Below are 26488 nucleotides of genomic sequence, written 5' to 3'. Positions count from 1 at the left end.
TGAATATAATGCGATTCATTATCAATTATGTCTGTTTCCGGGATGCTGATGCGCAGCAACGACACACTGGGCAATGCCGATCTCGCGCTGCTCTATAGCAGCCACCACTCCTGGTTGCACAGCTGGCTGAGCCGGCGCATCGGTTGCCGCGAAAGCGCTGCGGACCTGGCGCAGGACACCTTCGTACGGCTGCTCAAATCGCGTCAATTGAGTCCTTTGCGCGAACCCCGGGCTTATCTGAGCAGCATCGCACGTGGACTGATGATCGATCGGTATCGCCGTCGCGAACTCGAACGGGCCTACCTCGAAAGCCTTGCGCTGCTCCCTTCCCAGCAAATCCCGTCTGAAGAAGAACGGTTGCTGATTCTCGACAGCCTGGAACGGATAGACCGCCTGCTCGACCTGCTCAAGCCGAGGGTCCGCGAGGCATTCCTGCTGGCCCAGCTCGACGGCCTGACCTGCCAGCAAATAGCTGACAAGTTGTGCGTTTCCCGCTCTACGGTCGAACGCGACCTGGCCAAGGCCCTGCAACACTGCTATCGCTTGCGCTATGCCGAACAGTGAAGCCCGAGTGCCGGATCCGGCCGTGGTCGACCAGGCGATCCACTGGCTGGTGCGCCTGCGCTTCAATCCCGCCGATGAGCAGACCCAGCGCACTTTCGAGCACTGGTTGCAGCGGTGTCCGGAGCATTTGCTCGCGTGGCAGCGTGTGCAAGTCCTGGGCGACGATTTCGCGGGCATTCCCTCCGACCTGGCCCGGCATACCCTCAAGGGCAGCCGCTCGGGCATGCATCGGCGCAAGGCCCTGAAGCTGCTGGGTACCTTGGCCACCGTGGGTGGCGCGGCCTGGCTGGGCCGCGACTACACGCCGCTGCCGGCCATGCTTGCCCAGCAACACAGCAAGACCGGGGAGCGCAAGCGCTTCCAGCTCGATGATGGCAGCCTTGTCCAGCTCAACAGCGACAGCGCGGTCGACAGCTATTTCAACCCACAGCGGCGCCTGCTCGTGCTGCGGCGCGGCGAAATCATCGTGAACACTGGCGCGGACTCAGGCGCGGATTCACCGCGTCCGTTCTGGGTGCAGACACGGGACGGGATGATACGCACCCTGAATGCCCGGTTCCTGACGTACGAGCGTGACGACGGGACGCTCATCGCGGTGCAGAGCGGCACAGTCACCGTGTTTCCCGGGGCCAGCCAACCCGTTGCGGTCAACGACACCGTCCAGGCCGGAAGCCAGCGGCTGTTCACCTCGGATGGCGTTCGTGAGTTCAAGGATGACGGCCTGGATCTATGGAGCTGGAGCGACGGGGTGATCAGCGCACGCAATATGCGCCTCGGTGATTTCATCGGGGCCCTGTCGCGCTATCGCCCCGGCCTGTTGCGCTGCGCCGAAGAGGTCTCGGGCCTGCGCGTTTCCGGGACCTTTCAGCTTGCCGACACCGATCAGGTACTGGCATTGGTGGCGCAGTCACTGCACTTACAAATCGAATATCGAACCCAATACTGGGTGACGTTGAGCGCCGCCAGCTAGGCCCTGTCTGAAAAGCCTGAGTGTTTTTTTTGTCGCACAAAAATATCAAATAAAAATGAGGTGATTTCTCATTCTCGTTCGGCATGTAAGAAAGGCCGAAATACAGGCCTATCTGCCGATTCCCTTTAACGGAGCGAGTAAATGAGTTTGTCCCCGGTTCCACAGCGTCATCTACTGAATCGTGCCTTACAGGGTGCGGTCCTCGGCGTCATCGTGAGCAGCTACGCGCTACCGTCCATGGCGCAAACTTCGACCGTCGACCAGGCCCAACAGGTTCATCAGTGGAACATCCCGGCCGGCCCGTTGGCACCAGCGCTCGACCGCTTCGCGCGCGAGGCTGGCATCAGCCTTTCCTTCGATGCGTCAAGCGTGGCGAACCGCAATACCCAAGGCGTGAGCGGCACGCTCGATACATCCACGGCCCTATCGTCGTTGTTGCAGGGGAGCGACATCGAGATACAGCAGCAAGGTCCGAACGCCTACTTGCTGACGCCACAAGCCAAGGCGGACGGCGACCTCGAGGCCTTCCGCCTGGCGCCCATCCTCGTCAACGCCAAGGCCAGGGTCGATGGCACCGAAGACGCCAATTCCGTGGTCGCCCAGGAACTCTGGGTTGGCGGCAAGGTGGCCACCAGCATTCTCAACACGCCCGCCTCGGTGTCCGTGGTGACCGACAAGGAAATGAAGCAACGCAGCGTCAGCACCACGGAAGAACTCCTGCAATACACGCCGGGGGTCATTACCGACTATTACGGTACCGACGACCGCAACGATTACTTCCAGATCCGCGGCTTTCAAGCCACGACCTATCGGGACGGCCTGACCCTGGGTTCGATGCGCGGCGTGCGCGAGGAGCCATTCGCCTATGAGCGCGTCGAGGTGATACGCGGGGCCAACTCCACACTGTTCGGCCCGGCCGACCCGGGCGGCTCGGTGAACTTTGTGAGCAAGAAGCCCCGCTTCGACAAGTTCGGCCAGGGCTACGTCACCTACGGTTCTTTCGACCATGTCGAATCCGGCATTGATGTCGGGGACTCGCTGAATGAAGAGCAAACCCTGGCCGGTCGCTTCACGGCAAAGATGCAAGACAGTGACCGCGAGTACGACCATTCGCAGGACGACAACAAGTTCCTGATGGGCGGCCTGACCTGGGCCCCCACGGAGTTCACCTCGGCGTCCGTGATCGTGGACTACCTCAAGACCCAAAGCTCGCCCAACAGCGGCGGGTACCCGCTGGACAAGGAATACGATCGCGACAAGTTCTACGGCGAGCCCAGCTACAACTTCCACGATGTGGAACGCACCAATATCAGTGGCACGTTCAGCCATGATTTCGACAATGGGTTCGTGCTGCGCAGCAACCTGCGCTACAGCGAACTGACCGATGATTTCGGCTATGTGTTCCTCAGCGACTCCCCTACCCGCACCGGCACCACCGTCCCGCGCTATATCTTCGGCACCGACAGCGATGCCGAGCAACTGAACGGCAACTTGATGCTGCAATACGATGCCCGCTTCGAGAATATCGACAGCAGCACGCTGGTGGGTGTGGAGTATGGCGACTCCTCGACCGAGGAACGCTCGGTGTATGCCACGACAGGATCCATCGACCTGGCCAACCCGGTATTCACCGGCGTGCCAGGCGGTGTGGCGCCCTACAGCAATAACAAGCTCGATACTGAAACCAAGGCCGTGTTCCTGCAGCAGAACCTGTCCTTCTATGAGCGCTTTATCGTCACTGCCGGTGTGCGCAACGACTCGCTGGATCTCTCCAATACCGACATCAACAACGTAAAAGAGTCGGACAACTTCTCGGAAACGTCCTATCGCGGCGCACTGACCTATATCGTCAACGACGAAGTGTCCACCTACGTCAGCATGGTGGAGTCGGTCTCGCCGCCCACCGTCGGCGTCGTTCCGAAGACGGGCAGGCAATACGAAGTGGGTGTGAAATATGCGCCCATGGGCATGGACGCGCTGTTCTCGGCGGCCGTCTACGACCTGACCCAGGAAAATGTCAGCATCGCCGTCGTACTGCCCAGCGGTGTGATCGAACAACAGACCGTCGGCGAATCGCGCGTGCGCGGCCTGGACCTGGAAGCCAAGGCCGAGTTGACCTCCAACCTGAGCCTGGTGGGTGGCTATTCCTACATGGAGTCCGAAGTCATTCGCGGGACCTTGTACGACGGAAGTTCGCTCAAAGGGAATGAGTTCGCCACGGCGCCGAAACACTCCGCCTCGCTGTGGACCTACTACAACGTACCCAACACCGATGTCAGCGTCGGCCTGGGTGCACGGTATGTCGGTTCCTACTACTTCGATGCGGCCAACACCGGAACCAGCGATGGCACGACGCTCTTCGATGCGGCCTTCAACTACAACCTCTTCAAAGGCACAGACCTGGCGATCAACGTCAGCAACCTGCTGGATGAGCAACATGTGGTTGGCTCAGGTACCGCGAACTACTACAACCCGGGCCGCGAAATCACCGCAAAGCTGAGCTACAACTGGTAAAAAAACTGGCCGTTCATGAGCGCCCCCGGGCTGTGCAAGCAAGCCTGCTCCACAGCCCGGGGGCGATTTCCATCAGGACGAAACTAGCGCGGCGAGCATCAAATGCCCGGGCCGATGACATGAGCCGGCAGCCTGGCCAGGCGGTCCCATCCACCCGCGCAGATCTGCGAGCCATTGCGCAACGACAACCTCTCCAGTGGCAAGCGCTCCAGCACCGGCACCATGGCTGACGTGAGCCGCGATTCCCCCGGACCCGCTTCGAGCGTCAGGTGCCGCAATGGCAGCCCGGCAAGGTGGGCGACGCCGGCATCGGTCAGCCAGGGGCTTTCATACAAGCCCAGGCGTTGCAGTGGCAAATCACGCAGACACGCCAGATCACCATCGCGCAGGTCCAGGCCGCTGATTTCCAGTTGCTCCAACGGCAGGCCCATTTCGCACAGCTTGCGCAACGTCTTGCCATCAACCCCTTGGCAGAAACTCAGATCCAGCCGCTTCAGCGGCAGACCGGCCAGTTGTTTCAGTTCCTTCCAGGAAACATCGTTCAACGAGAGGTCCAGCGCTTCCAGTTCCAGCCCCTCCAGGTCCCGCAACGTCTGCTTGTCGATACCTTGCACGTCGCTGAGCCCCAACCGCTTCAAGGGGAACGCGTGCAGCACGTCGAGCCGCTCAATGATTTGTCGAGAGGCCTTGAGGTCCAGGTCCGCCAAGGGCATGCCTTCTAGTAGCTCAAGGTCGTCCTCGCACAGATACGAAGACTGCAGCGATAGCCGCTCGATCGGAAGATCCCGAATGGCGTTGAACGTGGCATCGGATGCATGACAATCATCGAGACTCAGAGAACGCAACGCGGTTAAACCCGAGAGCCAGGCAGGATCCTCCAGGATCTTGCTGTTCCAGCCCAGCGACAGCTGTTCGAGGGGATGGCTGCACAGATGCGCCGCCCCACGGGCGGTCAGTTGCCCGACACGCTCCAACGAAAGCGAGCGCAACTGGAGTGGCGAAAGCCCCAGCAGACCGTCGTCGGTCAATTCATCACAACGGTTCAACGACAACGCTTGCAGCCTGCTTTTGCTGCCCAGTTGCCTGAGGAAACGGTCGTCGAAATCTTCGCCGTAAGTTTCCAGTTCCAGTCGGCGCAAGCGCTCAAGGGAAGGGAGACTGGTGAGGTCATCGTCGCGGGAAAAACCGCTGATCTCCAAAGCCTCGAGGGCGACATCCGGCAGACGTCGCCAAAGTGCCTGATCGCAGCTGAACCTCGGGCTGCCAAGCACCAACGAACGCAGCGGCAACCCGGCCAAGGCGTCGAGCCACTGCGGCTCGGCGTTTTCCAGCGCCAGATGATCGACCGGCAACCCGCGAAGCTGCGGCAACAACGGTGCCGACCGATTCCTGTGTACCTTGACGTCCAACTCGGCTACCACGGCCATGGCGGCCGGATCGTACAGGCCAGCGGCGACGCGCACACCGTCCAGCGAAGCCTCGCCGGTGTCGAGCAGGTCGCGGTAAAGCGAAACCCGCGTGGCGATGTCATCCGGTGCGCCAGCGAGTCGGGCCATCAGGGCGTTGCGGTTGGAAGTCGGCACGGTCCAGGAATCCGAAGGGAACATGCGGCGTATGCTGCCGCAAAAAAGGGGTTTGATCGACACCCGTCGATCAAACCCGAACACCTTCGTTTTACCTGGGATCGACCACGTCCAGCGCCCGGTTCGCCAGGAGCTGGCCCAGTTCAATCAATTGTTGCAGGCCCAACGCAAAATGCCGCCGGGAACCGTCCAGCTCGAACGCAGGTCACCGGCCATGACATTGGCGCAGGCCAGGGTTTCGCTGAGGTTGGCCAACAGGCTCTCTGCATCCACGCCTTGGACAATAGTGAACAGTTGGCCTGGGGCAGGTTGCTTGTCGGGCGGATTGGGTTTGGGGTTCAGGTAGGAATCGATAACGCGTTCGGCGTTGGCATCGGCGGCGATGTCCAGGTGCAGCGGTGGGACGGGTGGGTCTGGGATGAGTTTGTCCATGGGTACTCCTAACGTAGGTGGGAGCCGCCACGTTCGCTGCTAAACGAGGGGGTGGCAGCCGCGCGCAGGTTAGCAGACCGGTACGTTAGGAAACCGGCGCACCCGAGGATGCCCTGCGCACAGCCGCCATAAGCATTCAGGCAATAGCGATGCCTGCACTCATGGGATTGCCATGCGCCTAACGTGACTTCCGAGCTGCTAAACCCGACCGCTGAATGGGCAGCGGTGGACAGAGACTAGGCACCGGAAACGGCAGGCGCAAGAGGTTGGGATTTTCTAGGAAATGTCCTGCAAGTCAATGGGAAAGGTCCCGGTACAAAGTGTTTCGTCCTGTGTGCTTCAACCATGTGCGCGGTGTATCGAGGCAGACGAAACCACCTGACGCGACGCCGGCACCACATAAACTATTCTTCACCCCAGCCCCCAGGTTTACGAGGTAAAGTCCCTTCGCTCATTCAAGAAACTAAGGTTTTAGCCCGCTCCCCGCGGGCTTTTTTTTGCCTGAAATTCCATTCCTCAGACCGCCTCTGTCGCCACGCCGGGACGAGCGGCGAAATGCCGACGCCAAAAAAAGTTTTCAGATCTCGGGGCAGCCGCCGATACAGCCCTGTTCACTTTTTTTGCTGGCTTAACAACAACAATCTTCCAGCCAACCGACGATCAAGCAGCACAACGTTCCTGGAGGAATTTGATGAATAGCTGGTTTGGCAACATTAGCGTCAACATGAAATTGGGCCTGGGGTTCGGCCTGGTATTGGTCCTGACCGGTATCCTGGCCTTGACCAGCTGGACCAGCCTGGGCGGGCTCATCCAGCGCAGCAACTGGATGAGCGACATCACCCAGCTCAATGCCGGGCTGACCAAGCTTCGCGTCACACGCCTGCAGTACATGCTGACCAACGGCGACGAGACCGCCGCCCAGAGCGTACAGACTGCCCTCGATGGGTTCCTGGCGCAGCAGAACGCCCTGCTCGCCAGCTTCAAGAGCCCCGAGAACGTCAGGCTGCTCAAGGAGCAGAACGCAACCATCAACGCCTATCAAGGCTCCCTGAACAAGATGCGCAGTGCCTACCGCACCGGTAACACGGCCCGTGAAGTCATGTCGGCCAACGCCGAGACCGCCTACAAACTGATCGAGGCGATCAACACCGACGTCCAGCACATGGCCCTGAGCGACGAGCGCTTCGAGCAGTTCCAGGCCATCACCCAGGCCAAGCAGGCATTCATGCTGGCCCGCTACGAAGTGCGCGGCTATACCGCCAACAGCAACGCCGACACCGAGCAAAAAGCCCTCAACCAACTGGACACGGCCATTGCCGCCCTCAAGCCGCTGAACCTGCATTTCGCCAGCACCCGCCAAGATGAGCTGCGCCAGCTGGAAAGCGCCCTGGCCCAATACCGCGGCGCGGTACAGGCCTTCAAACTGGCCAACGCCGATGTGGTGCAGGCGCGCAAGGAAATGACCGAGCAAGGCGCCACCATCGTCAGCCTGAGCGAGCAGCTGTACCAGATCCAGCTCGACCGCCGCGACGCCGAAAGCGCTCAGGCCCGCACCCTGCAACTGGTCAGCACCCTGCTGGCCTTGCTGGTGGGCATCATCGCCGCCGTGGTCATCACCCGGCAGATCACCCGCCCACTGAGCGAAACCCTGACGGTGGTCGAGCGCATCGCCAACGGCGACCTGTCCCACACCATCGTCGTCACCCGTCGCGATGAGCTGGGCGTGCTGCAACAAGGCATCGCTCGCATGGGCGTGACATTGCGCGACCTGATCAGCGGCATCCGCGATGGCGTGACCCAGATCGCCAGCGCCGCCGAGCAGTTGTCCGCCGTCACCGAGCAGACCAGCGCCGGGGTCAACAACCAGAAGGTGGAGACCGACCAGGTGGCGACCGCCATGCACGAAATGACCGCCACGGTCCAGGAAGTGGCGCGCAACGCCGAGGAAGCTTCCCAGGCCGCCGCTGCCGCCGACGGCGAAGCCCGTGCCGGCGACCAGGTGGTCAACGAAGCCATCGCCCAGATCGAGCGCCTGGCCAGCGAGGTGGTACGTTCCACCGACGCCATGACCATGCTGCAACAGGAAAGCGACAAGATCGGCAGCGTCATGGACGTGATCAAGTCGGTGGCCGAACAGACCAACCTGCTGGCCCTCAACGCCGCGATCGAAGCCGCACGGGCCGGTGAAGCCGGTCGCGGCTTCGCGGTGGTGGCCGATGAAGTGCGAGGCCTGGCCCAGCGCACGCAGAAATCCACCGAGGAAATCGAAGGCCTGGTGGCCGGCCTGCAGAACGGCACCCAGCAAGTGGCGGCCGTGATGAACAACAGCCGCAGCCTCACCGACAGCAGCGTGGCCCTGACCCGCAAGGCGGGCGCGTCCCTGGAAAACATCACCCGCACGGTGTCGAACATCCAGTCCATGAACCAGCAGATTGCCGCGGCGGCCGAACAGCAAAGTGCCGTGGCCGAGGAAATCAGCCGCAGCATCATCAACGTGCGCGACGTGTCCGAACAGACCGCCGCCGCCAGCGAGGAAACCGCCGCTTCCAGTGTCGAGCTGGCGCGGTTGGGTAATCAGTTGCAGATGATGGTGAGCCACTTCCGGGTCTGATCCCGGCAAGCGCCCGTTTACCCAAGGGGAACGGGCGCTTTTGTGAAGGCGTGGTTCAGGCGTTCCAGGGATCGATGACCTCAAGACCTGGGAAGTTGAAGTTCCTGCTATGACGAGTGGCTGCGCGCAGGCAACGGCAACTCAACGCCCTCAGCGCACCGAATCCATTACGGATACGGCTGCCCAGCCCCCCACAGCGCTCACCGGCGCCAGTGCGCGCCCCAGGATCAAACCGGCCTCTTGCTCCATGGAGCGGCCATTGTGGGCCGCAGCCAGGCGCAACTGTTCCTTGACCTTGTCATCGAGGTTACGAATCGTGATGCTGGCCATTTCGCCTCGGCAATCAATGAAATCATTGATTGCCGCCCAGGCCATCGCCAGCCGACTTGTCCAGACCTCTACACACTGATCCCGTTGGTGAAGACCAGCCGGTTGCCGAACGGATCAACCACCGCCATGTCCTGGGTGCCCCACGGCATGGCCTGGATGTGTGGACGGGCGAAAGGGTATTGCTTGGCCAGCAGTTGTGCCTGGAAGGCTTCCAGTTCGTCGGTCTCGATGCGCAGCGCCGAGCCCGGCGTGCAATCGCCGTGGTGTTCGGACAGATGCAGCACGCATTCGCCGCGCGACACTTGCAGGTACAGCGGGAAGTCATCCCCGAAGCGGTGCTGCCAGTCGACGGTAAAGCCCAGGAAGTCGACATAGAATGCCAACGCCTTGGTTTCATCGAAGATCCGCAGGATCGGGGTGGTTTTACCAAAGCTCATGGGGCGCTCCCTGGCTGAAAAGACCCAGTGTAGATGGGTTGACCCTAGTGCTTCGGCCTCGGCCCCGGCTTCTTTAGTGTCGTAGTGCCATTATTGTGACGCCAATCAAACATTATCGGCCGTCTACACGCCATTCCATGGGCCGAAACCCTGGCGCAGATCGCCCTCGCGCGCCAGGAAGCGCCCCTGGCGACGCCCGTTTGCCTGCCCTTGGCGATAACTCAGGACACCGTTGACCCACACGCCATCGATTCCTTGCGCGGCCCGTTGCGGTTCGTTGAAATCGGCGACGTCACGAACGGTTCGTGGATCGAACAACACCAGGTCCGCCCAATATCCCTCGCCAACGACGCCACGCTCCTTCAGGCCGAAGCGCGCCGCTGAAAGGCCGGTCATCTTGTGCACGGCGGTGTGCAGGGGAAACAGCCCGACGTCGCGGCTGAAATGCCCCAATACCCGTGGGAAAGCGCCCCACAGGCGCGGATGAGGAAACGGGTCCTCGGGTAGCCCGTCGGAGCCGATCATGGACAGCGGATGGGCAAGGATGCGGCGCACATCGTCTTCATCCATGCCGTAGTACACCGCGCCGGCCGGTTGCAGGCGACGGGCCGCCTCCAGCAGCGAAACGCTCCACTCGGCGGCGATGCCCGCCAGGTCGCGCCCGCCCATGTGCGGATGGGGCGTCGACCAGGTGATGGTGATGGGGTGGGCATCGGTCACTTGCTTGAGGTCCAGGGTCGAGGAGCTGGCGGCGTAGGGATAACAGTCACACCCGACCGGATGGGCAGCGGCGGCGTTTTCCAGCGCGGTGAGCACCTGCGCACTACGCCCCCAGTTACCGACGCCGGCACATTTGAGATGGGAAATGATCACCGGACTCTTCGCATGCCGGCCGATCCGGAAAGCTTCGTCCATGGCTTGGAGCACCGGCTCGAATTCGCTGCGCAAGTGCGTGGTGTAGACCGCACCGAACGCGTTCAGCTCTTCGGCCAGTTGCATGACTTCATCGGTGGAGGCGGCGAACGCATTGGCGTAGGCCAGGCCGGTGGACAAGCCAAGCGCGCCGGCCTGCAGGCTTTCGCGCAATTGCTGGCGCATGGCGGTGATCTCTTGCGCGCTGGCGGTGCGCAACAGGTCGTCCAGATGGTTGCTGCGCAGTGCCGTGTGCCCCACCAGTGCCGCCACGTTGACCGCTGGCATGGCCGATTCCACCGCTGCGCGGTAATCACCGAAGCTCGGATAGCAAAACGCCGCGGCGGTGCCCAGCAGGTTCATCGGGTCCGGCGGATCGCCGCGCAAGCTGACCGGCGCGGCGCTGATGCCGCAATTGCCGACGATGACCGTGGTCACGCCCTGGCTGAGCTTGGGCAGCATGTGCGGCTGGCGGATGACCACAGTGTCGTCGTGGGTGTGGACATCGATGAACCCCGGCGCCAGCACGCGGCCGGCGGCGTCCAGCTCCTCGATGGCCTGTGCGTCGGACAACGCACCGATGCGTTCGATGCGACCGGCGCGAATCGCCACATCGGCGTGGTAGCCGGGGGTGTCGCTGCCGTCGATGACCAGCGCATCGCGGATGAGTGTGTCGTACAGCATGTCAGTCTCCCAGGGGCAGATCGTCGTCGCCGCCACGGTAATCGTCGAGGGCGAGCTTGACCCGCCGCAAACGCTCTTGATTGTCTTCGGGATGAGCCAGGGCCAACTCGGTGGCAAGCACGTCGATGGCCAGCAGCATGCCGTAGCGTGCGGCCGTGGGTTTGTAGATGAACGAGGTCTCGGCGCTTTGCAGGGGCAGCACCACGTCTGCCAGTTGCGCCAGGGGCGAGTCGGCGCGGGTGATGGCCAGGATCGCGGCACCGTAGCTGCGCGCCAGCTCGACGGCCGCCAGCAATTCCGGGGTGATGCCGGTGAGCGAACAGGCGATGACCAGGTGTTCGTCCCCAAGCGAGGTGGCCGTGATGCGCATCATCACCGGGTCGCGACACGCGGCAATCGGGTAGCCGAACCGCACCAGCCGCACCTGCAGTTCTTCGCTGCACAGTGCCGACCAGCCACCGAGCCCGAACGCATGGACCATCCGCGCCTTGCCCAGCAATCGCACGGCATCGGCAAAGCGCGACTCTTCGAAGGCCGACAGGTGCCGACGCAGGGTCGACTCGATGTCGCCGACGATCTGCCCATAGAATGCCGACTGTTCGGGGGCGCCGGCCGGGTCGAGAAACCGGCTGCCGACCCCGCTGGCCTGGGCCAGCTGCAGGCGCAGGTCCCGCAGGTCGCGGCAACCGACAGTGCGGGCGAAGCGCGACAGCGTGGCGCTGCTGACCTCGGCGCGCTGGGCCAGTTCTTCCAGGCTGGCGGACGCGGCGAAGCCTACGTCATCGAGCATCAGACGGGCGATTCTTCCTTCGCCGGCGCTGAAGAAATCCTGCCGGGAGCGGATCTGGTAGAGGATGTCCATGACGACTCCTGTGTAGGCTCTGTACGAAAAGCCCTGATACTCATTCATGCTGCGTTGAAAACGGCCTCGCAATGCGCGGCGATCAGAGCAGGCGCGCAAGACCCAGTGTCAGGCCGAACGCGACCAGGGAGATGAGCGTTTCGAGCACCGTCCAGGTCTTGAAGGTCTGGGTGACGGTCATATTGAAGTATTCCTTGATCAGCCAGAAGCCACCGTCGTTGACGTGGGAAAAGATCACCGACCCGGCCCCGGTGGCCAGCACCAGCAGCTCGGGATGGGGATAACCCAGCCCGATCGCCACGGGTGCGACGATGCCCGAGGCGGTGGTCATCGCCACCGTGGCCGAACCGGTGGCGACGCGCATCAACGCGGCGAACAGCCAGCCCATCACCAGCGGCGACAACTGGAACGCCTGGGCCAGCCCGACAATCTGTTGAGTGACCCCGGCATCCACCAGGATCCGGTTCAAACCGCCACCGGCGCCCACTAGCAAGGTGATGCTGGCGGTCGGTGCCAGGCACTCATTGGTGAACTTCAGGATCGACTCACGGTTGAAGCCCTGGGCCAGGCCGAGTGTCCAGAAACTCAGTACCGTGGCCAGCAACAGGGCGATCACCGAGTTGCCGATGAACTGCAGGAACTGGTTGAAGCCACTGCCAGGTGTGGAGATCAGGTTGGCCCAGCCACCGATCAGCATCAGGATGACCGGCAGCAGGATGGTTCCCAGGGTGATGCCGAACCCCGGCAGGTTGGCGCGCGGCTCACGTTCGAGAAACTGCCGTTGCAGCGGGTTGTCGGCGGGCAACGAAATGCGTGGCACGATAAAGCGGGCATAGACCGGCCCGGCGATGATGGCCGTGGGAATGCCGATCAGGATCGCATACAGCAACGTCTGCCCTACCGAAGCCTGGAACGCCTGCACCGCCAGCATCGCCGCCGGATGGGGCGGGACCAGGGCATGCACCACCGAGAGCCCGGCCACCATCGGCAGGCCCACCATCAGGATCGACACGCCGGCACGACGGGCCACGGTGAAGGCAATGGGCACCAGCAACACGAACCCCACTTCGAAAAACAGCGGCAATCCCACCAGGAAGGCGATGCAGACCATCGCCCAGTGGGCGTTGCGCTCTCCGAACCGCTCGATCAGCGTCTGCGCCATACGCTCCGCGCCACCGGACTCGGCCATCATCTTGCCGAGCATGGTGCCCAGGGCCACCACCAGCGCGATATGTCCCAGTGTCTTGCCGACACCCGCCTCGTAGGCCCCCACTACCGCTGTCGGCGGCATGCCGGCCAATAGCGCCAGGCCGATGGACACCAGGGTAATCACGATGAACGGGTTCAGACGATAACGGGCGATCAGAACGATCAATGCAATGATGGCGATGGCGGCGTAGACCAACAGCCAATGACCGAAAGCAGGTGCCATGCGCTACTCCTCGAATGGGGTCACGTCGATGTGTTGTGAAACTCATAAATCATTTCAACGAGGAGTTTTCAAACTCACTGAAAGTAATTTTCGTGCACAGACAAGAAACGTCGCTGACGGACATCGCAACGCAGTCCTCATGAAAATCCCGCGCCGGACTTTCATGCAGAACCATTCGTGTGTGGCGAGGGGATTCATCCCCTCGCCACACACGGCTGGCCGCCCCGCACTCAATTCCGTACCATCCGCATCGGTCGATCGCTCCCACGCTCGCGCGTGGAATGCCGCCAGGGACGCTGCGCGTTCCGCTTCTACTGTTTTGCATCACGCCCGGTAGCCGACGCTCGACCGGCGCCCACTCAGGTAATCCATGAAACCAGCACGTCTTCGCGCCGACATCCTCGCCGGCCTCACCACTTCTTTCGCTCTGCTTCCCGAATGCATCGCCTTCGCCCTGGTGGCTCATCTCAACCCGCTGATGGGGCTGTATGGCGCGTTCATTCTCTGCACGCTGACCGCGCTGTTCGGGGGGCGGCCGGGCATGGTGTCGGGGGCGGCGGGGTCGATGGCGGTGGTGATCGTCGCACTGGTGGTCCAGCACGGCGTTCAGTACCTGCTGGCCACGGTGCTGCTGGGCGGCTTGATCATGATGGCGTTCGGGCTGTTGCGGCTGGGCAAGCTGGTGCGCATGGTGCCTCATCCGGTGATGCTCGGTTTCGTCAACGGCCTGGCAATCGTCATCGCCCTGGCCCAGTTGGAGCATTTCAAGCGCGGCGAAACCTGGCTCAGCGGCGCCCCGCTGTACTGGATGATCGGCCTGGTGACGCTGACCATGGCGATCGTCTACCTGCTGCCACGCCTGACCCGCAGCGTGCCGCCGGCCCTGGTGGCGATCCTGGGTGTGGGGCTGGCGGTCTACCTGCTGGGCCTGCCCACCCGAACGCTGGGTGACATGGCGCACATCGCCGGCGGGCTGCCGGTCCTTGCGTGGCCGGACATTGCCTGGAACCTGGAAACCCTGCAGATCGTGCTGCCCTATGCGGTGATCATGGCGATGGTCGGCCTGCTGGAAACCCTGCTGACCCTGAACCTGACCGATGAAATCACCGAAAGCCGCGGCTATCCGGACCGCGAATGCGTGGCGCTGGGCGCGGCGAATATCGCGTCCGGCCTGTTTGGCGGCATGGGCGGTTGCGCCATGATCGGCCAGACGGTGATCAACCTCAGCTCTGGCGGTCGCGGCCGCTTGTCCGGGGTGGTGGCCGGGGTGATGGTGCTGCTGTTCGTGTTGTTCCTGTCGCCGTTGATCGAGCGCATTCCCCTGGCCGCACTGGTGGGGGTGATGTTCGTGGTGGCGCAACAGACCTTCGCCTGGGCTTCGCTGCGGGTGATCAACAAGGTGCCGAAGAACGATGTGCTGGTGATCGTCGCGGTGACGGTCATTACGGTCTTCACCGACCTGGCCGTCGCGGTGTTGTGCGGCATCATCATCGCGGCGCTCAATTTCGCCTGGCAACAGGCCCGCGAGCTGTACGCCGACACGTATCTGGAGGCGGACGGCAGCAAGCTCTATCGCCTGCATGGCACGTTGTTCTTCGCTTCGACGACACCGTTCCTCAATCAGTTCGACCCGGCCAACGATCCGGCCCAGGTGACGCTGGACTGCCGCCACTTGAGCTTCGTCGACTACTCGGCCATCGCCGCGCTGAAAACCCTGCGCGAGCGCTACGCCAAGGCCGGCAAGCATTTGCGGGTGTTCCATTTGTCCGAGCGTTGCAAACAGATGCTCAAGCGCGCGGGCGTGCACCACGACTGAGGCGCTGGCAAACCCGCCAAGGGCGCGACCCTGCATTCAACGCCGTGTGGACTGATACGCCGCGATCGCGGGCAGCAACGGTGCCAGGCTAAGGCCGCGAGGCGTAGTCGGCGAGCTTGCCCTGGATGAAATCCAGGAAACACTGGATCCGCAGCGCCAGCTGGGAGTTGCGGTAGTACACCGCGTTGATGGGCTGGCGGTATCCGCTGTTGGCCTGCGCCAGCAGGACTTTCAATCGACCGGCCTGGATATCTTCCCGGGTCATGAAGTCTGACAGGCACGCGATGCCCTGCCCTTGCAGCGCCAGGTGGCGCACCGTCTCGCCGCTGGAGGCGCTGATGCTCGCCTGGGTCGGCCAGCGATCACCATGGAGATGGCGCAGGGGCCATTGATTGAGGCCATCGTTCTGGGCGAAGCCCAACAGCGCGTGTTCCGCCAGTTCGGCAACGCTGGCCGGCGTGCCATGCCGCTCCAGATAACCAGGACTGGCGAGAATGTGCAGCGGGCTGCAACCCAGGGGCCGGGCATGCAGGGTCGAATCGGTGAGGGTGCCGATGCGGATGGCGATGTCCGTGCTCTGCTCCAGCAGATCGATGATCAGGTCGTTGCTGTTGAGCTCCAGCTGGATGTCCGGGTAGAGGCCGCGAAACTCCTCGATGTGCGGGACGATGGCGTGGAGCATGAACGGTGAAGCGGCGTTGATGCGCAGCCGTCCGGCCGGTTTTTTCTGGCGGGACGACAATCGCTCCTCCAGCGCCTCCATCTGGTCGAGGATGCCCTTGGCCTGCTCGAAGAAATACTTGCCCTCCTCCGTCAGGTCCATGCGGCGCGTGGTGCGGTTGATCAGGGTGGTGTCGAGCTTGGCCTCCAGGCGCGACAAGGTGCGGCTGACCGCCGAGGGCGTCTGCCCGACCTGCTCGGCGGCGGCGGAAATCGACCCGCATTCGATCACGCAGATGAACACCTGCAACTCATCGGATCTGGCTTTCACATAGGCCCCTGTCGGCTGGTCGGTTCATGGCGAGGACATCGATCCCTCGCCACAGGATAGCAACGGGACACCGGACCAGGGCAAGGTCAGGCCTTCAGGCCGAACACTTCGCTCAGGTGCTGCTCATAACGCGCCATATCGGCTTCGATGTTCGGGCGTTTCATCACGTCCACGCACAGGAAGGTCGGCAGGCCGGTCATGCCCAGGAACTGGTTGGCCTTGTGGAAAGGGAAGTACACCGCGTCCACACCCTTGGCTTCGAAGAAGTCGGTCGGGTCGTCGAAGGCCTGCTGCGGCGCGTTCCAGGTCAGCGACAACATGTACTGCTTGCCGTGCAGCAGGCCACCGCTGCCGTATTTCTGGGAAGCATCGGAGCGAGTACGGCCGTCATTGGCGTAGAGGCTGCCATGGCCTTGGGTGAAGACTTCGTCGACGTACTTCTTGACGGTCCACGGTGCCCCCATCCACCAGCCCGGCATCTGGTAGATGATCACGTCGGCCCAGAGGAATTTGGCAACTTCCTCCTTGATGTCGTAGCCGCCATCGATGAACGTGGTCTTTACATCCAGGCCGCCACGGTCCAGCACGCTGAGCGCTGTCTCGTGGAGCGTCGCGTTGTAGCGACCGTCGGAATGCGCGAACTGTTTACCGCCATTGAGCAGCAGAACTTTTTTCATGGAGTCACCTCATCGGGTTCCACGGCGTACTGATTGGAAGTCGCCGGATGGAGAGTTGAAAAACGATGGCGGCAGAGTACCGATGAGCCTCGCGCGGAATAAGCACCGCAGCGGCAAAACTCATTTGACTTACAAGCACGAATCCGCGAGCGATTGTTGCCTTAAAATCCTGGGCACTGACCCTCCAGGAGCCTTCCATGAGCCAATTGCACGGTTTCATTCTTCACGCTAAGACTCGCCCGGAAAAAGCCGAAGCCTTCGAAGCGCTGTTCCGGGCCTATGTCGAACCAAGCCGCGCCGAGCCCGGCTGCATCGAATACCACATGCTGCGGGATCGGGAAGATCCGACGCTGTTTATCTTCTATGAGATCTGGGAATCCCAGGCCCACCTCGACGTGCACTCGAACCTGCCGCACATGAAGGCGTTTTTCGAGCACCGTATGGATTACCTTGAGCGCGACTTCGAGATCCGCCGGGTCGACATGCTCAGCCCGTCCTCGGCTAGCCGCTGACCAGCAAGTGGACGCCCAGCGCGCCCAGGCCGACGAAAAACACCCGCCGGAACAGCACGGCGCTGATCCGCCGACGCAAGGCCTGGCCCAGCCACATGCCCAACAGCGCCGGGGCCAGCGCCAGCACCGAAGCGCTCAACTCACCGCCACCCAGGGCGCCGCGCCATAGCAGGCCGGCGGCCAGTGCGAGCGTCGAAACGGTAAAGGACAGCCCCAGCGCCTGCACCAGCTCATCCTTGCTCAAGCCCAGGGCTTGCAGGTAAGGCACCGCCGGAATCACGAACACTCCGGTGGCGCAGGTGATGACACCGGTCAGCAATCCACAGAGCGGGCCAAGCCACGGCTCGATCCGCGGCGCCACCCGCAGTGTCGGCAGCATCAGCCCGCTCAACGCATACAGCAGCAACGCCCCGCCCAAGGCCCGGACCACCCAGGGCCCGCCCGACATTCCGATCCATAAGGACCCGAGGCCGGTGCCGAGAGAAATCGCCAGCAGTAGCGGCCATAAACGCCCGATCAAGGCGAGCAGATGGCCGCCGGACGCCAGTTGCCAGATATTGGTCAGCGTGGCCGGAATGATCAGCAACGTCGCAGCCTGCACCGGTGCCATAGCCAACCCGAGCAGGCCCATGGAAAGGGTCGGCAGGCCGAGGCCGATCACGCCCTTGACGGTGCCGGCCAGCAGGAAGGTGGCGATGACCAGCAACGACAGCGCCAGGCCCAGGTTCTGATAGAAAACGATGAGAGTGTCCATGGCGCTATCCTGGCCTGCGCACGCCGATTTGGAAATCTGCCATATACTGAGGCAGCCTCTTGCAGGACAAGAGGCAGAGAAGTTCACGCATCTGGCATTTTCGCGAGCAGGCTCGCTTCCACAGAGAAAAAGTGGATGCCCCTCACATGAGGCGCGCGCATCCTGCCCGCGAAGGTGTCCCATCGGCCACCGCCGAACCCGGCAGAGAATCAACGCCCATGCATTTCGACTTCACCGACCTGCGCCTCTACCTCAACATTCTCGACACCGGCAACATCACCGCCGGTGCCAGCCGCAGCCATCTGTCCCTGGCGGCGGCCAGTGCCCGGGTCCGCGCCCTGGAGGCCTCCCTGGGGATCGCCCTGTTCGAACGCGGGCGGCGGGGCGTCACACCGACCCCGGCAGGCAAGGCCTTGGCGCAACATGCCAGGGTGTTGTTGCAGCATGCGGAGCACTTGCAGCAAGACCTGGCTGAATACGCCAAGGGGGTCAAAGGCCGCGTGCGGCTGTTGTGCAACACCAGCGCCATGAGCGAATACCTGCCCGAATTGCTGGCGACGTTCCTCAAGGGCCACCCCAATCTGGACATCGACCTGCAGGAACTGCCCAGTACGCGGATCACCCACGCGTTGCGCCAGGGCGCGGCGGACCTGGGCATCGTCTCCGACGCAGTCGACACCGATGGCTTGCAGACCCGTCCCTTTCGACACGATCCACTGACCTTGATCCTGCCTTCCGGGCATCCCTTGGCGGACGGTCGCGTGGTGAGTTTCAGCCAGACCCTGGCCCATGATTACGTCGGCCTGAACGCTTCCAGCGCCCTGGCGGTTTACCTCGAGGAACAGGCCTTGCACAGCGGGCTGCGCATGCAGATCCGTATCCGTGCCGACAGCTTCGACGGGGTGATTCGCATGGTGGCCCACGGCGCAGGCATTGCCATCGTGCCGAGGGCCGCCATCGAGCGCCGCACGCCCGCGCCCTCTTACCGATGCCTGCCACTGCAGGAAGCCTGGGCGCAACGGGCCTTGCTGCTGGCCGCGCGCGACTTCCAGGCATTGCCGGCCTACGCCAGGGCGCTGGCCCTGCACCTGGCCGGCGATTGATTGCGTTTCTGGGTAGCCGGATGTCGAGTACAGACAACTGACCCCACGCCCGGGCCTATAGGGTGCTCTTGAGCTTACCGTCCACTGCCCGGAGTCCCTATGACCGCACCTATCACTGTCCTGCGCGATACCCACCCGCTGCCCGTCCTCGACGCTTGCAAGTGGGAAAAGCTCGAAGGCGACCCGCACACCGTCAACCTCAACGCCTACACCAGCGAAGACGGCAGCAAGATCATGGGGACCTGGATCTGCACGCCGGGCAAATGGCGTGTGGACTATGTGAAGTGGGAATACTGCCACTTCCAGGAAGGCTACTGCATCATCACCCCGGACGGACACGCCCCCATCCATTTGAAGGCCGGCGATATCTTCGTGGTGGAGCCGGGCATGAAAGGCACCTGGGAAGTGGTCGAAACGGTGCGCAAGTACTTCGTCTTCGCCTGATACCGCTCCGACAGATCCGCGCGTTGCGCTGTCCTCGCCCCTGAGCACAGCGCAACAGGACGCCCCCTATCCCGTGACCTGGATGGTCGCGATCTTCCCGCTGCGATAGGCCTCGAGTATCTGATGGATACTGGACCGGGCCTCCCCCCTGGCCGTAAAGATGCCACCACAGCCGCGATTGGCTGCAGCGTAGCTTTCGTCTTCCATCAATATCCGATGCGCGTGCGGCAGGTTCCAGAAAGGAACGCCGGCAAACAGATGATGGGTCAGGTGATAGTTGTCGCCATGCATGCCGATGAACAACCGCTCGATCCAGGTGGGGAAACGATTGCGCGTCAGCTGCACCTCATCCTTGTACACGCCGAACATGCCGAAGTGCTCGGAAATCTCTGAGAACCAGCCGATGACCTGGAACACCGTGAAGTACGGAACCAGCCAGAACAGGACATAGCCCCACGGGCCGATGAAATGGCTGAACAGCAGCAGGATGGCGCCATGAACCGCCAGCAGCTTCACGCCCTGCCACGGGCTCGCCAGGATGTCCCCGGCGCGATTCTTCACCAGGTAGAGGAAATACTTGTAGGTGTTGACCAGCGTTACGCTCCTGAACAGGTGACGGGACAGGAAGTCCAGGCGATCCCGAGCCTCGTACAAGCCGGATTCGATATAGAACCGGTGATCGGGATCCTTGTCCTGGTCACCCAGGTGATGATGGTGCATCTGCACATGGGAGCGACGGTACGCTTCGTAGTTCTGGAAGATCGGATAAGCCAGCAGGTACTCGCCGACCCACTTGTTGATCACTTTGTTCCGGGCCATGGTCATGTGCGCCGCCTCGTGCAGAAGCGAAGCCAGGGCCCGCTGCCGCGAGCCGATGAACAGCAGCGCCAGGGGATACAGGACATTGTAGCGATGGCCCAGCAATACAGCCGAAACAATGACCATGAGGTCCGCACCCAGGGCAACCAGCCAGTGCCAGTTGTCTTTCCTGTACAGCGGACGCAAGCGCTGCCTCAGTTCAGCAGCAGGATTGAACCTGTTTACCTCGTTCATCGGAATTCCCTTTCGTACTCAACGTGATCAATACAGGCGACGCCCGCCTGCACGGCCCTCAATCATTCTTCCAAACAATCAGTGCGGTACTTACCAGGCAGTCCACTGCCATGGTTTCTTGCGTTTCATGCCCTCCGGTCATTCAAAGTTGCGACAGTAATGCGATGACTTCATCGATGTCCCGGACGCTGTTACTGGCGTTGACGGACAAGCGTACGAAACGCTCATGCCCCTGCTTCAACATGAAGTACGGCGTATGCGACGCATACCCAGGCCAGCCGTTGACGCCGCGCGAGCGCAGGTAGGCGACCAGCTCCGTGGCCGGGCAGCGGGCATGGGTGAAGGCGATGATGCCCTGGTGCTGCGTGCCTGGGGCAATCAGGTTGATGCCGGGCATCGTCGCCAGCCGCTCGAACAGGTTGCGATAGCGTTCGGATTCCGTGCCGTAGGCCTTCGACAGACGCTCCTTGATCGCTTGGTTCAGCCCCACCACGGCGGCATTGTTGCGTTCGGCGTATTCAAAGCCGCGCGCATCCTGGAGCGTCCGATGGACCGTGCCATGCACATCCACGCTGGCCCGTCCCAGATCGGTGAAACGAGGCCGCGCGGTAGCCAGGAAACGCTCGGAAAGAAAGGCAAAGCCCGTGCCCCGTGGTCCGCAGAGGAATTTCCGGCCAGCGGCGGTCAGCACGTCACAACCGATGGCCTGCACATCCAGCGCCAGCATTCCCGCCGACTGGCAGGCGTCGACGAAGTACAGGCAAGGAAAATCCCGCAGCAGGTTTCCCACCGCCGCGATGTCGTTCACGATGCCGCAGCAGGAAGGCACATGGACCACCGAGACCAGCTTGACCTGCGCACTCATGTGCCGGGCCAGCCAGTGCAGGTCCAGGTTGCCATCGGACAGCAACGGCATCACGTCGACCACCACGCCATGCAGGCGCTGCAGCGTAGACAGTGCGATCAGATTGCCCGCGTATTCATAGGGCGTGACCAGAACGCGATCGCCTTCGGACCAGGTCAGCGCCTCCAGCGCGGTCACCCAGGCCTTCGTCGCGCCGTCGAACAGCGCGATGTTGCGTGCAGAAGCCCCCAGCAGGCGGGCGATGTTTTCGTAGACCTCGACGTCCAGGACAGGCGAATGATTCAGCTCGGTCTCATAGGCGCCCGCCTCGACTTCCTCCTGCAAGTAGGCCTGCATCAGACTCAATGTCTCTGGGGACATGATGCCCGACCCCGCAGTGTTGAAATGGATCATCCATTACCCCTTTCGCCTTGAACCCAGGAAATAGAAAACACTGGCCGCGACCACGCACAGCGACAACACATGGAACATCGCCTGGGGCGCATACAGCGACAGCACGAATCCGCACAGCACAGGCCCCAGGGCCGCGCCCAGGTTGGAGAGGTTCTGCGCGCCGTAGTAAACGCCTCGCATGTCCTCCGGCGCGATGTAATCGATGAACAGGTACTCGGCCGGGATGATGATGATTTCACCCACGGTGAAAACGATCATCGCGACCACCCAGGCCATCCAGGCCTGTGCATGAGCGAACCCCATGAGCCCCGCGATGAAAAACGCCATGCCCAGCATCAGCATGCGGAACAGGTTCTTCTGGTGGATCCTGGAGCCGATCAGGTATTGCAAGCCAATCACCACGCAAGCGTTGGTGGTCACCAGGTAATTGATGATCCGGTAGGTGTTCTCGGGGGTGCTGGTGACGATCAGGTATTGCGACAGATAAGCCGTGAACTGTCCGAACACGATGGCACTGAGGACACCTCCGATGGTGAAGCAGACCAGCCGGTAATTGCGCACCAGATGGACCAGCACGCGGGCGAACGGCTGGTTCATGCGCTCCGTCTGTCCTGCCCGCGGCAGCCGCGCACCCAGGCTGCTGTAGAACGCCACGAACCCCGCGCCGATGATCGCCGAGACCGCGAAGGGCATGCCGGGACTGATCTTGGCGAACAGCACGCCCAGGAACGGACCGATGGCGTAGCCGACGTTGGTCAGGGTGTATTTCATGGAAAACACGCCGCCGCGCTTGTCCGGCGTCACCAGGAAACCAATCCCCGATTTCACCGCGATATCCACCACCGCATAGGACAGGTTCACCACCACAATGGCAATGATGAACGGCACCAGGCTGCCGACCTGGAATGCCACGGCAAAGGCCAGGGCAAACAGGCTCGCGGCGGCCAGCAGGATCCGGTCGTTGGAAAACCTGTCCACCAGGAAGCCGCCATACACTCCCAGAACGGAACTGACGATCAACGCGCCGCCCACCACCAGGCCGATGTCGGTCACGCCCAGGCCGAACGCCTGGGAGAAATAGACCACCAGGTACGGCAAGGCCATGGCCCGGGCAATGGTCAGGACAAATGTTGCCGACAGCAACAACACCACCGGCCTGGTGTAGACCCTGGCTTCCCCCGACACGGTCAGCTCTCCCGACAGGTCCTTCATGCCAGCATGTCCCTGTACACGCCGGGCTCGTCTTCGCGCAGCAGTTCGATGCTGTGCTGAATGGCGGCGCGATCCTTGCCGAGAATGAAGACATGGCCAGGGCAGTTTTCCAGGGAGACGGTTTCCTTGAGCTCACCTTCGTCCTGGATCTTGATGCTGTGCACCCCGGCAATCGCCTTCCACCGCGCCAGCTCCGGCGCCCGCTTGATGAGCCCGGACTGTCGGGCGATCAGGAACACGCAACTGGAGTGGAAATAGAGCCTTTTGCGCGGCCGCTGACGGTAATCGAAGAAGGCCTCGGGATTGACCAACGAATCGATCCACAGGCTCAACTGGTTATGCCCCAGGGCCCGGGTGTAGGCCGACAGGTCGATACCGCCCGGCATGCGTGCGGCCGTTTCCAGCAACACCGGTTCGTCGTCGACGATCATCAGCTCGCTGTGACCGACGCCCTGGCGGATGCCCAGCGCATCGAGCACGGAAAAGATGTACCGCGACAGCCGACTGTAGACATCGGCGTTGTCCACCGGACACATCAGCTGGTTGTAGTCATGCACCGGCGAGTCGCCGATCCGGGTGCGAAAGACGCGGATGATTTCGCTGACATAGTGCTGGCCGTCGACGCTCACGGTATTGACGCAATACTCGATATCCACATCGCTGGACTTGCTCGCCGACAGCTCGGACTTGAAGTCGCAATTGTCCAGGTATTGCTGGACCAGGATTTCATCGTTGTCTTCGAGAAAGAGGTTGCGGCTCGACTTGATGATCTCGAACGCTCGCTCGACTTCGCTTTCCCGCGTGCAGATATGGATGTTGTCCGAGCCGGCGCTCTTGATCGGCTTCAAGACCACGGGCAGGATTTTCTGCTCCTTGATCCAGTCCTGGATCGCCGCCAGCGACCCCGATTTGAAATGCTTGATCGAACGCACCCCCGCCCTTTGCAGGGCCTCATGCATTTCGAACTTGTCGCGCCAGCGAATGGCATGGCTCGGGTCGTTCCGACGCTCGACTTCGAACAGCGCCGCCAGGTGAGCGGCCAGTTCGACACCGAACTCACAACCGGCCAGCACGAACTGCACCGAATATCCGGACAGGGCCTGGCGCAGCTCGGCATCCGAGCGGTAGAGAATGTCCTTGATGAAATCGGCGGGACGGAACCAGGGCTTGTAGAACTCGTTGACGTTGGCGGTGGAACGCAGGTGTACGCACTCCAGCCCCCGGGAAATGAAAGCAGGCGCGATCAGGCTGCCGATCGAATAGGCATCGACGATCAGCACGACATTCTTCTTGTAGATCACTTGACCGTCTCCCGGGCCTGGCTCAGGGCTCGCACGGCATCCTTGATAATGCCGGCCGCCTTGTGGATATCTTCACGGGTGATGTTGATATGCGGCATGAAGCGCATCTCCCTGGCGTTGTAGGGCAGCCCGCCAACGCCCTGCTGGCGCAGATAGCCGGCGAACTGCACCGGGGCGATCCCCAGGGCGGAAATGTCCAGGGTCACCATATTGGTGCCCTTGTAGCGGGCCGGCGCTTGATCGATGCCGTCGAGCAGTCGATACAGCAACGCCGCGTGCTCGTGGTCTTCGGCCAGGCGTTCGACGTGGTTGTGCATCGCGTAGAGTCCGGCGGCGGCCATCATGCCGGCCTGGTGCAGGTCCCCCCCGAACCATTTGCGGTACTTTTTGGCCCGCTGTATCAGTTCCAGCGAGCCCACCATGATCGAACCGATCGGCGCTCCCAGGCCCTTGGACAGGCACATGGACAGGAGGTCGGCGTTATCGGTATAGGACGTCACGTCGATGCCGGAGGCGATGGAGGCATGGAGAATCCGCGCTCCATCGAGGTAACGATAGGCCCCGATGCCCTGGGCGTAGGCGAAGACGTCGTTCATCTGTTGCAGGGGAAAGATCGCGCCGCCTTTGCACCCCAGCGTGTTCTCGATGACCACCACCCGGGGCAAGGCATAGTTCTGGCTCCAGCGGCATTTGGAAGCGTAGAGCCTTTCCAGGTCGCTGACATCGAACAGCCCGCTGTCGTGGGTCGATAGCGAGAAGTTGACCCCGGAAAAAGCCGATGTCGAGGCAGATTCATAGAAATTGATGTGGTAGGACGCATCCAGGAAGATCTCATCGCCCGGATTCGTCATGGCCTTGACCGCCAACTGGTTGCTCAACGTACCGCCAGAGGTGAAAAGCGCCGCCTCCTTCTGGAAGTACTGGGCGCAGTATTCTTCCAGGGCTCGTACGGTCGGGTCTTCGCCGAAGCAATCGTCCCCCACTTCCGCCTGATAGATCGCCTTGCGCATGCCTTCCGTTGGCTTGGTGACCGTATCGCTTCTGAGATCGATAAACATGAGGGCTTCCTTAGTAACCTGCGCCAAAGACAATGCGGGAGGGATCGTAGAAATCGGCCAAGGCCTCGAGGACGTTTTCAGGCGACTCCGCCAATCGGTGCAGGAAGTGCAGGTACCAGCTGTCGCCATAAACCGCCGCTATCCGGCAGGCCACCCCCGCCTCCCTGGCTTTGCGCAACGCCTCGGGCTGCACACCGTGGAGCATCTCCAACTCGTGAATCCGGGTGTGCAGGCCCTGGTCGAAGATGCGCTGGATCAGGCCTGGATCCTGGGTCGCACAACTGACCGGGACCCCGGCATCCAGGATATCGGCGAGCAGTTTCAGATAGCGCTCATCAAGTTCCGCACCGCGAGGAAGAGCAACTTCAGGCGCTTCGTTATAGACACCCTTGACCAACCTGATCTTGCGACCATGACCAATGATGGCCGGCAGATCATTTATCGTCCTATGCAAATGGGCTTGAACAGTAAGGCCGACATTTGAATGGTCAGGGGCCAGTTTGGAATATATTTCCAGGATCTTATCGACCGCAGAGGAATGTTCCATGCTGATCATCACTGGAATATTATGCTCCGCAGCGGCGGACAAGATAGTGGCTGCGTTGCGATAAGCAGTTTCCGCGGATATGAGCATACCCACGGCGCTTAAATCGAAACCTAACTGGGGAGTTAATTTGGCCTTGGCGAAAACCTGAATGGATTTCAAGTATTCATCGACAAAGGCCTGGACCACTCGCGGATCATGGTTTTCTTCGCCGACATATTCGACACCCAGCCTGTAACCCTTGTCCCAGAGCAGTTTCAACTTTTCAGGAAGCCCGTCCAGGCTGGACGAAACGATGTAGCGCTGCGCGGCGCGCTCAAATAACCTGAAGAATAACGAGTCCCTATTGAAGGCATCTCGACATTCCTGATTGAGTGCCAACTTTTTTAGGCCGGCAGCCGTAAGTACGCATGTATCCTGCGAAGGCATGGGTA

Annotated in this window: 22 protein-coding genes and 2 pseudogenes; 8 read left to right on the top strand and 16 right to left on the bottom strand. The window is 61.8% G+C overall.

Annotated elements, in window-relative coordinates; genetic code table 11:
- Window positions 1-48 precede the first annotated feature (48 nt).
- The 3 genes from AC1M7R_RS14850 (at window position 49) to AC1M7R_RS14840 (ending at window position 4048) form a co-directional block, all read left to right on the top strand.
- Window positions 49-564 (top strand): sigma-70 family RNA polymerase sigma factor, encoded by a 516-nt coding sequence (locus tag AC1M7R_RS14850; protein ID WP_072388761.1) that lies wholly within the window; start codon window positions 49-51, stop codon window positions 562-564.
- Window positions 551-1534 (top strand): DUF4880 domain-containing protein, encoded by a 984-nt coding sequence (locus AC1M7R_RS14845; RefSeq protein ID WP_072459566.1) that lies wholly within the window; start codon window positions 551-553, stop codon window positions 1532-1534. The genes AC1M7R_RS14850 and AC1M7R_RS14845 overlap by 14 nt, the downstream gene beginning before the upstream one ends.
- A 141-nt stretch (window positions 1535-1675) precedes the next feature.
- Window positions 1676-4048, top strand: coding sequence for a TonB-dependent siderophore receptor (locus AC1M7R_RS14840; RefSeq protein ID WP_490609712.1), 2373 nt, complete (start codon window positions 1676-1678; stop codon window positions 4046-4048).
- 98 nt (window positions 4049-4146) lie between these two features.
- Here AC1M7R_RS14840 and AC1M7R_RS14835 read toward each other — a convergent pair whose 3' ends face one another.
- Window positions 4147-5655 carry a leucine-rich repeat domain-containing protein gene (locus tag AC1M7R_RS14835; RefSeq protein WP_490609711.1) on the bottom strand — a complete coding sequence of 503 codons (1509 nt, stop codon included), beginning with the start codon at window positions 5653-5655 and terminating at the stop codon, window positions 4147-4149.
- 67 nt (window positions 5656-5722) lie between these two features.
- Window positions 5723-6063 (bottom strand): annotated as a pseudogene (locus tag AC1M7R_RS14830) (DUF6124 family protein).
- A gap of 691 nt (window positions 6064-6754) precedes the next feature.
- Here AC1M7R_RS14830 and AC1M7R_RS14825 point away from each other — a divergent pair.
- Window positions 6755-8674, top strand: a complete 1920-nt coding sequence (locus AC1M7R_RS14825) for a HAMP domain-containing methyl-accepting chemotaxis protein (RefSeq protein WP_072388665.1) — start codon at window positions 6755-6757, stop codon at window positions 8672-8674.
- 107 nt (window positions 8675-8781) lie between these two features.
- Here AC1M7R_RS14825 and AC1M7R_RS14820 read toward each other — a convergent pair.
- From AC1M7R_RS14820 to AC1M7R_RS14800, 5 genes and pseudogenes are all read right to left on the bottom strand, one after another.
- Window positions 8782-9004, bottom strand: a pseudogene (locus AC1M7R_RS14820) (FitA-like ribbon-helix-helix domain-containing protein).
- A gap of 68 nt (window positions 9005-9072) precedes the next feature.
- Window positions 9073-9441 carry a glyoxalase superfamily protein gene (locus AC1M7R_RS14815; protein ID WP_072388667.1) on the bottom strand — a complete coding sequence of 123 codons (369 nt, stop codon included), beginning with the start codon at window positions 9439-9441 and terminating at the stop codon, window positions 9073-9075.
- Window positions 9442-9564: 123 nt separating this feature from the next.
- A complete protein-coding gene (locus AC1M7R_RS14810; protein ID WP_490609710.1) occupies window positions 9565-11037 on the bottom strand; it encodes an N-acyl-D-amino-acid deacylase family protein in 1473 nt (490 codons plus the stop codon).
- Window position 11038: 1 nt separating this feature from the next.
- A complete protein-coding gene (locus tag AC1M7R_RS14805) occupies window positions 11039-11899 on the bottom strand; it encodes a MurR/RpiR family transcriptional regulator (RefSeq protein ID WP_072388671.1) in 861 nt (286 codons plus the stop codon).
- Window positions 11900-11981: 82 nt separating this feature from the next.
- Window positions 11982-13331, bottom strand: coding sequence for a GntT/GntP/DsdX family permease (locus tag AC1M7R_RS14800; protein WP_490609709.1), 1350 nt, complete (start codon window positions 13329-13331; stop codon window positions 11982-11984).
- Between the two features lie 370 nt (window positions 13332-13701).
- Between AC1M7R_RS14800 and AC1M7R_RS14795 the strand changes: the two genes are divergently transcribed.
- Window positions 13702-15147 carry a SulP family inorganic anion transporter gene (locus tag AC1M7R_RS14795; RefSeq protein ID WP_072388675.1) on the top strand — a complete coding sequence of 482 codons (1446 nt, stop codon included), beginning with the start codon at window positions 13702-13704 and terminating at the stop codon, window positions 15145-15147.
- Between the two features lie 88 nt (window positions 15148-15235).
- Here the strand turns inward: AC1M7R_RS14795 and AC1M7R_RS14790 are convergent, their stop codons facing one another.
- Both AC1M7R_RS14790 and mdaB read right to left on the bottom strand, forming a co-directional pair.
- Entirely contained in the window at window positions 15236-16138 is a 903-nt protein-coding gene (locus tag AC1M7R_RS14790) for a LysR substrate-binding domain-containing protein (RefSeq protein ID WP_490609708.1), read from the bottom strand.
- An 86-nt stretch (window positions 16139-16224) separates the two neighbouring features.
- Complete coding sequence (mdaB, locus tag AC1M7R_RS14785; protein ID WP_072388679.1) at window positions 16225-16815, bottom strand: NADPH:quinone oxidoreductase MdaB; 591 nt, start codon at window positions 16813-16815, stop codon at window positions 16225-16227.
- A gap of 197 nt (window positions 16816-17012) precedes the next feature.
- On the opposite strand from mdaB, the gene AC1M7R_RS14780 reads away from it, so the two are divergent.
- A complete protein-coding gene (locus AC1M7R_RS14780; RefSeq protein ID WP_072388681.1) occupies window positions 17013-17327 on the top strand; it encodes a putative quinol monooxygenase in 315 nt (104 codons plus the stop codon).
- Here the strand turns inward: AC1M7R_RS14780 and AC1M7R_RS14775 are convergent.
- Window positions 17317-18081: a sulfite exporter TauE/SafE family protein gene (locus AC1M7R_RS14775; RefSeq protein ID WP_072388683.1), complete on the bottom strand. Its 765-nt coding sequence runs from the start codon at window positions 18079-18081 to the stop codon at window positions 17317-17319. The two genes, AC1M7R_RS14780 and AC1M7R_RS14775, sit on opposite strands and share 11 nt — an antisense overlap.
- A 218-nt stretch (window positions 18082-18299) precedes the next feature.
- On the opposite strand from AC1M7R_RS14775, the gene AC1M7R_RS14770 reads away from it, so the two are divergent.
- Entirely contained in the window at window positions 18300-19184 is an 885-nt protein-coding gene (locus AC1M7R_RS14770; RefSeq protein WP_072459573.1) for a LysR family transcriptional regulator, read from the top strand.
- 99 nt (window positions 19185-19283) lie between these two features.
- Complete coding sequence (locus tag AC1M7R_RS14765; RefSeq protein WP_053152030.1) at window positions 19284-19628, top strand: cupin domain-containing protein; 345 nt, start codon at window positions 19284-19286, stop codon at window positions 19626-19628.
- Window positions 19629-19694: 66 nt separating this feature from the next.
- Here the strand turns inward: AC1M7R_RS14765 and gntB are convergent, their stop codons facing one another.
- The 6 genes from gntB to AC1M7R_RS14735 all read right to left on the bottom strand — a co-directional run bounded on the left by gntB (window position 19695) and on the right by AC1M7R_RS14735 (window position 26483).
- Entirely contained in the window at window positions 19695-20681 is a 987-nt protein-coding gene (gene gntB, locus AC1M7R_RS14760) for a guanitoxin biosynthesis L-arginine gamma (S) hydroxylase (RefSeq protein ID WP_072459574.1), read from the bottom strand.
- Between the two features lie 142 nt (window positions 20682-20823).
- The gene (locus AC1M7R_RS14755; RefSeq protein WP_072459575.1) at window positions 20824-21939 is read right to left on the bottom strand and encodes an aminotransferase class V-fold PLP-dependent enzyme; all 1116 of its coding nucleotides are present in this window, start codon (window positions 21937-21939) and stop codon (window positions 20824-20826) included.
- Between the two features lie 3 nt (window positions 21940-21942).
- Complete coding sequence (locus AC1M7R_RS14750) at window positions 21943-23151, bottom strand: MFS transporter (RefSeq protein ID WP_490609707.1); 1209 nt, start codon at window positions 23149-23151, stop codon at window positions 21943-21945.
- Entirely contained in the window at window positions 23148-24452 is a 1305-nt protein-coding gene (locus tag AC1M7R_RS14745; protein ID WP_072388693.1) for a hypothetical protein, read from the bottom strand. Before AC1M7R_RS14745 ends, AC1M7R_RS14750 begins: the two co-directional genes overlap by 4 nt.
- Window positions 24449-25510 carry a threonine aldolase family protein gene (locus AC1M7R_RS14740; protein ID WP_490609706.1) on the bottom strand — a complete coding sequence of 354 codons (1062 nt, stop codon included), beginning with the start codon at window positions 25508-25510 and terminating at the stop codon, window positions 24449-24451. Before AC1M7R_RS14740 ends, AC1M7R_RS14745 begins: the two co-directional genes overlap by 4 nt.
- Before the next feature lie 10 nt (window positions 25511-25520).
- The gene (locus AC1M7R_RS14735; protein WP_490609705.1) at window positions 25521-26483 is read right to left on the bottom strand and encodes a proline dehydrogenase family protein; all 963 of its coding nucleotides are present in this window, start codon (window positions 26481-26483) and stop codon (window positions 25521-25523) included.
- Window positions 26484-26488 lie beyond the last annotated feature (5 nt).

Source organism: Pseudomonas sp. MS01C9 (assembly GCF_058202755.1).
The sequence above is the reverse complement of the archived record's forward strand: the minus strand, read 5'-3'. Positions and strand labels throughout refer to the sequence as shown.

Bases quoted from the DNA above. Each gene is read 5' to 3' on its own strand.
- AC1M7R_RS14755 (WP_072459575.1), bottom strand. From the start codon at position 21,939: ATGATCCATTTCAACACTGCGGGGTCGGGCATCATGTCCCCAGAGACA.
- mdaB (WP_072388679.1), bottom strand. From the start codon at position 16,815: ATGAAAAAAGTTCTGCTGCTCAATGGCGGTAAACAGTTCGCGCATTCC.
- AC1M7R_RS14740 (WP_490609706.1), bottom strand. From the start codon at position 25,510: ATGTTTATCGATCTCAGAAGCGATACGGTCACCAAGCCAACGGAAGGC.
- AC1M7R_RS14800 (WP_490609709.1), bottom strand. From the start codon at position 13,331: ATGGCACCTGCTTTCGGTCATTGGCTGTTGGTCTACGCCGCCATCGCC.
- AC1M7R_RS14765 (WP_053152030.1), top strand. From the start codon at position 19,284: ATGACCGCACCTATCACTGTCCTGCGCGATACCCACCCGCTGCCCGTC.
- AC1M7R_RS14750 (WP_490609707.1), bottom strand. From the start codon at position 23,151: ATGAAGGACCTGTCGGGAGAGCTGACCGTGTCGGGGGAAGCCAGGGTC.
- AC1M7R_RS14795 (WP_072388675.1), top strand. From the start codon at position 13,702: ATGAAACCAGCACGTCTTCGCGCCGACATCCTCGCCGGCCTCACCACT.
- AC1M7R_RS14735 (WP_490609705.1), bottom strand. From the start codon at position 26,483: ATGCCTTCGCAGGATACATGCGTACTTACGGCTGCCGGCCTAAAAAAG.
- AC1M7R_RS14775 (WP_072388683.1), bottom strand. From the start codon at position 18,081: ATGGACACTCTCATCGTTTTCTATCAGAACCTGGGCCTGGCGCTGTCG.
- AC1M7R_RS14840 (WP_490609712.1), top strand. From the start codon at position 1,676: ATGAGTTTGTCCCCGGTTCCACAGCGTCATCTACTGAATCGTGCCTTA.
- AC1M7R_RS14815 (WP_072388667.1), bottom strand. From the start codon at position 9,441: ATGAGCTTTGGTAAAACCACCCCGATCCTGCGGATCTTCGATGAAACC.
- AC1M7R_RS14835 (WP_490609711.1), bottom strand. From the start codon at position 5,655: ATGTTCCCTTCGGATTCCTGGACCGTGCCGACTTCCAACCGCAACGCC.
- gntB (WP_072459574.1), bottom strand. From the start codon at position 20,681: ATGAACGAGGTAAACAGGTTCAATCCTGCTGCTGAACTGAGGCAGCGC.
- AC1M7R_RS14810 (WP_490609710.1), bottom strand. From the start codon at position 11,037: ATGCTGTACGACACACTCATCCGCGATGCGCTGGTCATCGACGGCAGC.
- AC1M7R_RS14780 (WP_072388681.1), top strand. From the start codon at position 17,013: ATGAGCCAATTGCACGGTTTCATTCTTCACGCTAAGACTCGCCCGGAA.
- AC1M7R_RS14805 (WP_072388671.1), bottom strand. From the start codon at position 11,899: ATGGACATCCTCTACCAGATCCGCTCCCGGCAGGATTTCTTCAGCGCC.
- AC1M7R_RS14850 (WP_072388761.1), top strand. From the start codon at position 49: ATGCGCAGCAACGACACACTGGGCAATGCCGATCTCGCGCTGCTCTAT.
- AC1M7R_RS14845 (WP_072459566.1), top strand. From the start codon at position 551: ATGCCGAACAGTGAAGCCCGAGTGCCGGATCCGGCCGTGGTCGACCAG.
- AC1M7R_RS14825 (WP_072388665.1), top strand. From the start codon at position 6,755: ATGAATAGCTGGTTTGGCAACATTAGCGTCAACATGAAATTGGGCCTG.
- AC1M7R_RS14770 (WP_072459573.1), top strand. From the start codon at position 18,300: ATGCATTTCGACTTCACCGACCTGCGCCTCTACCTCAACATTCTCGAC.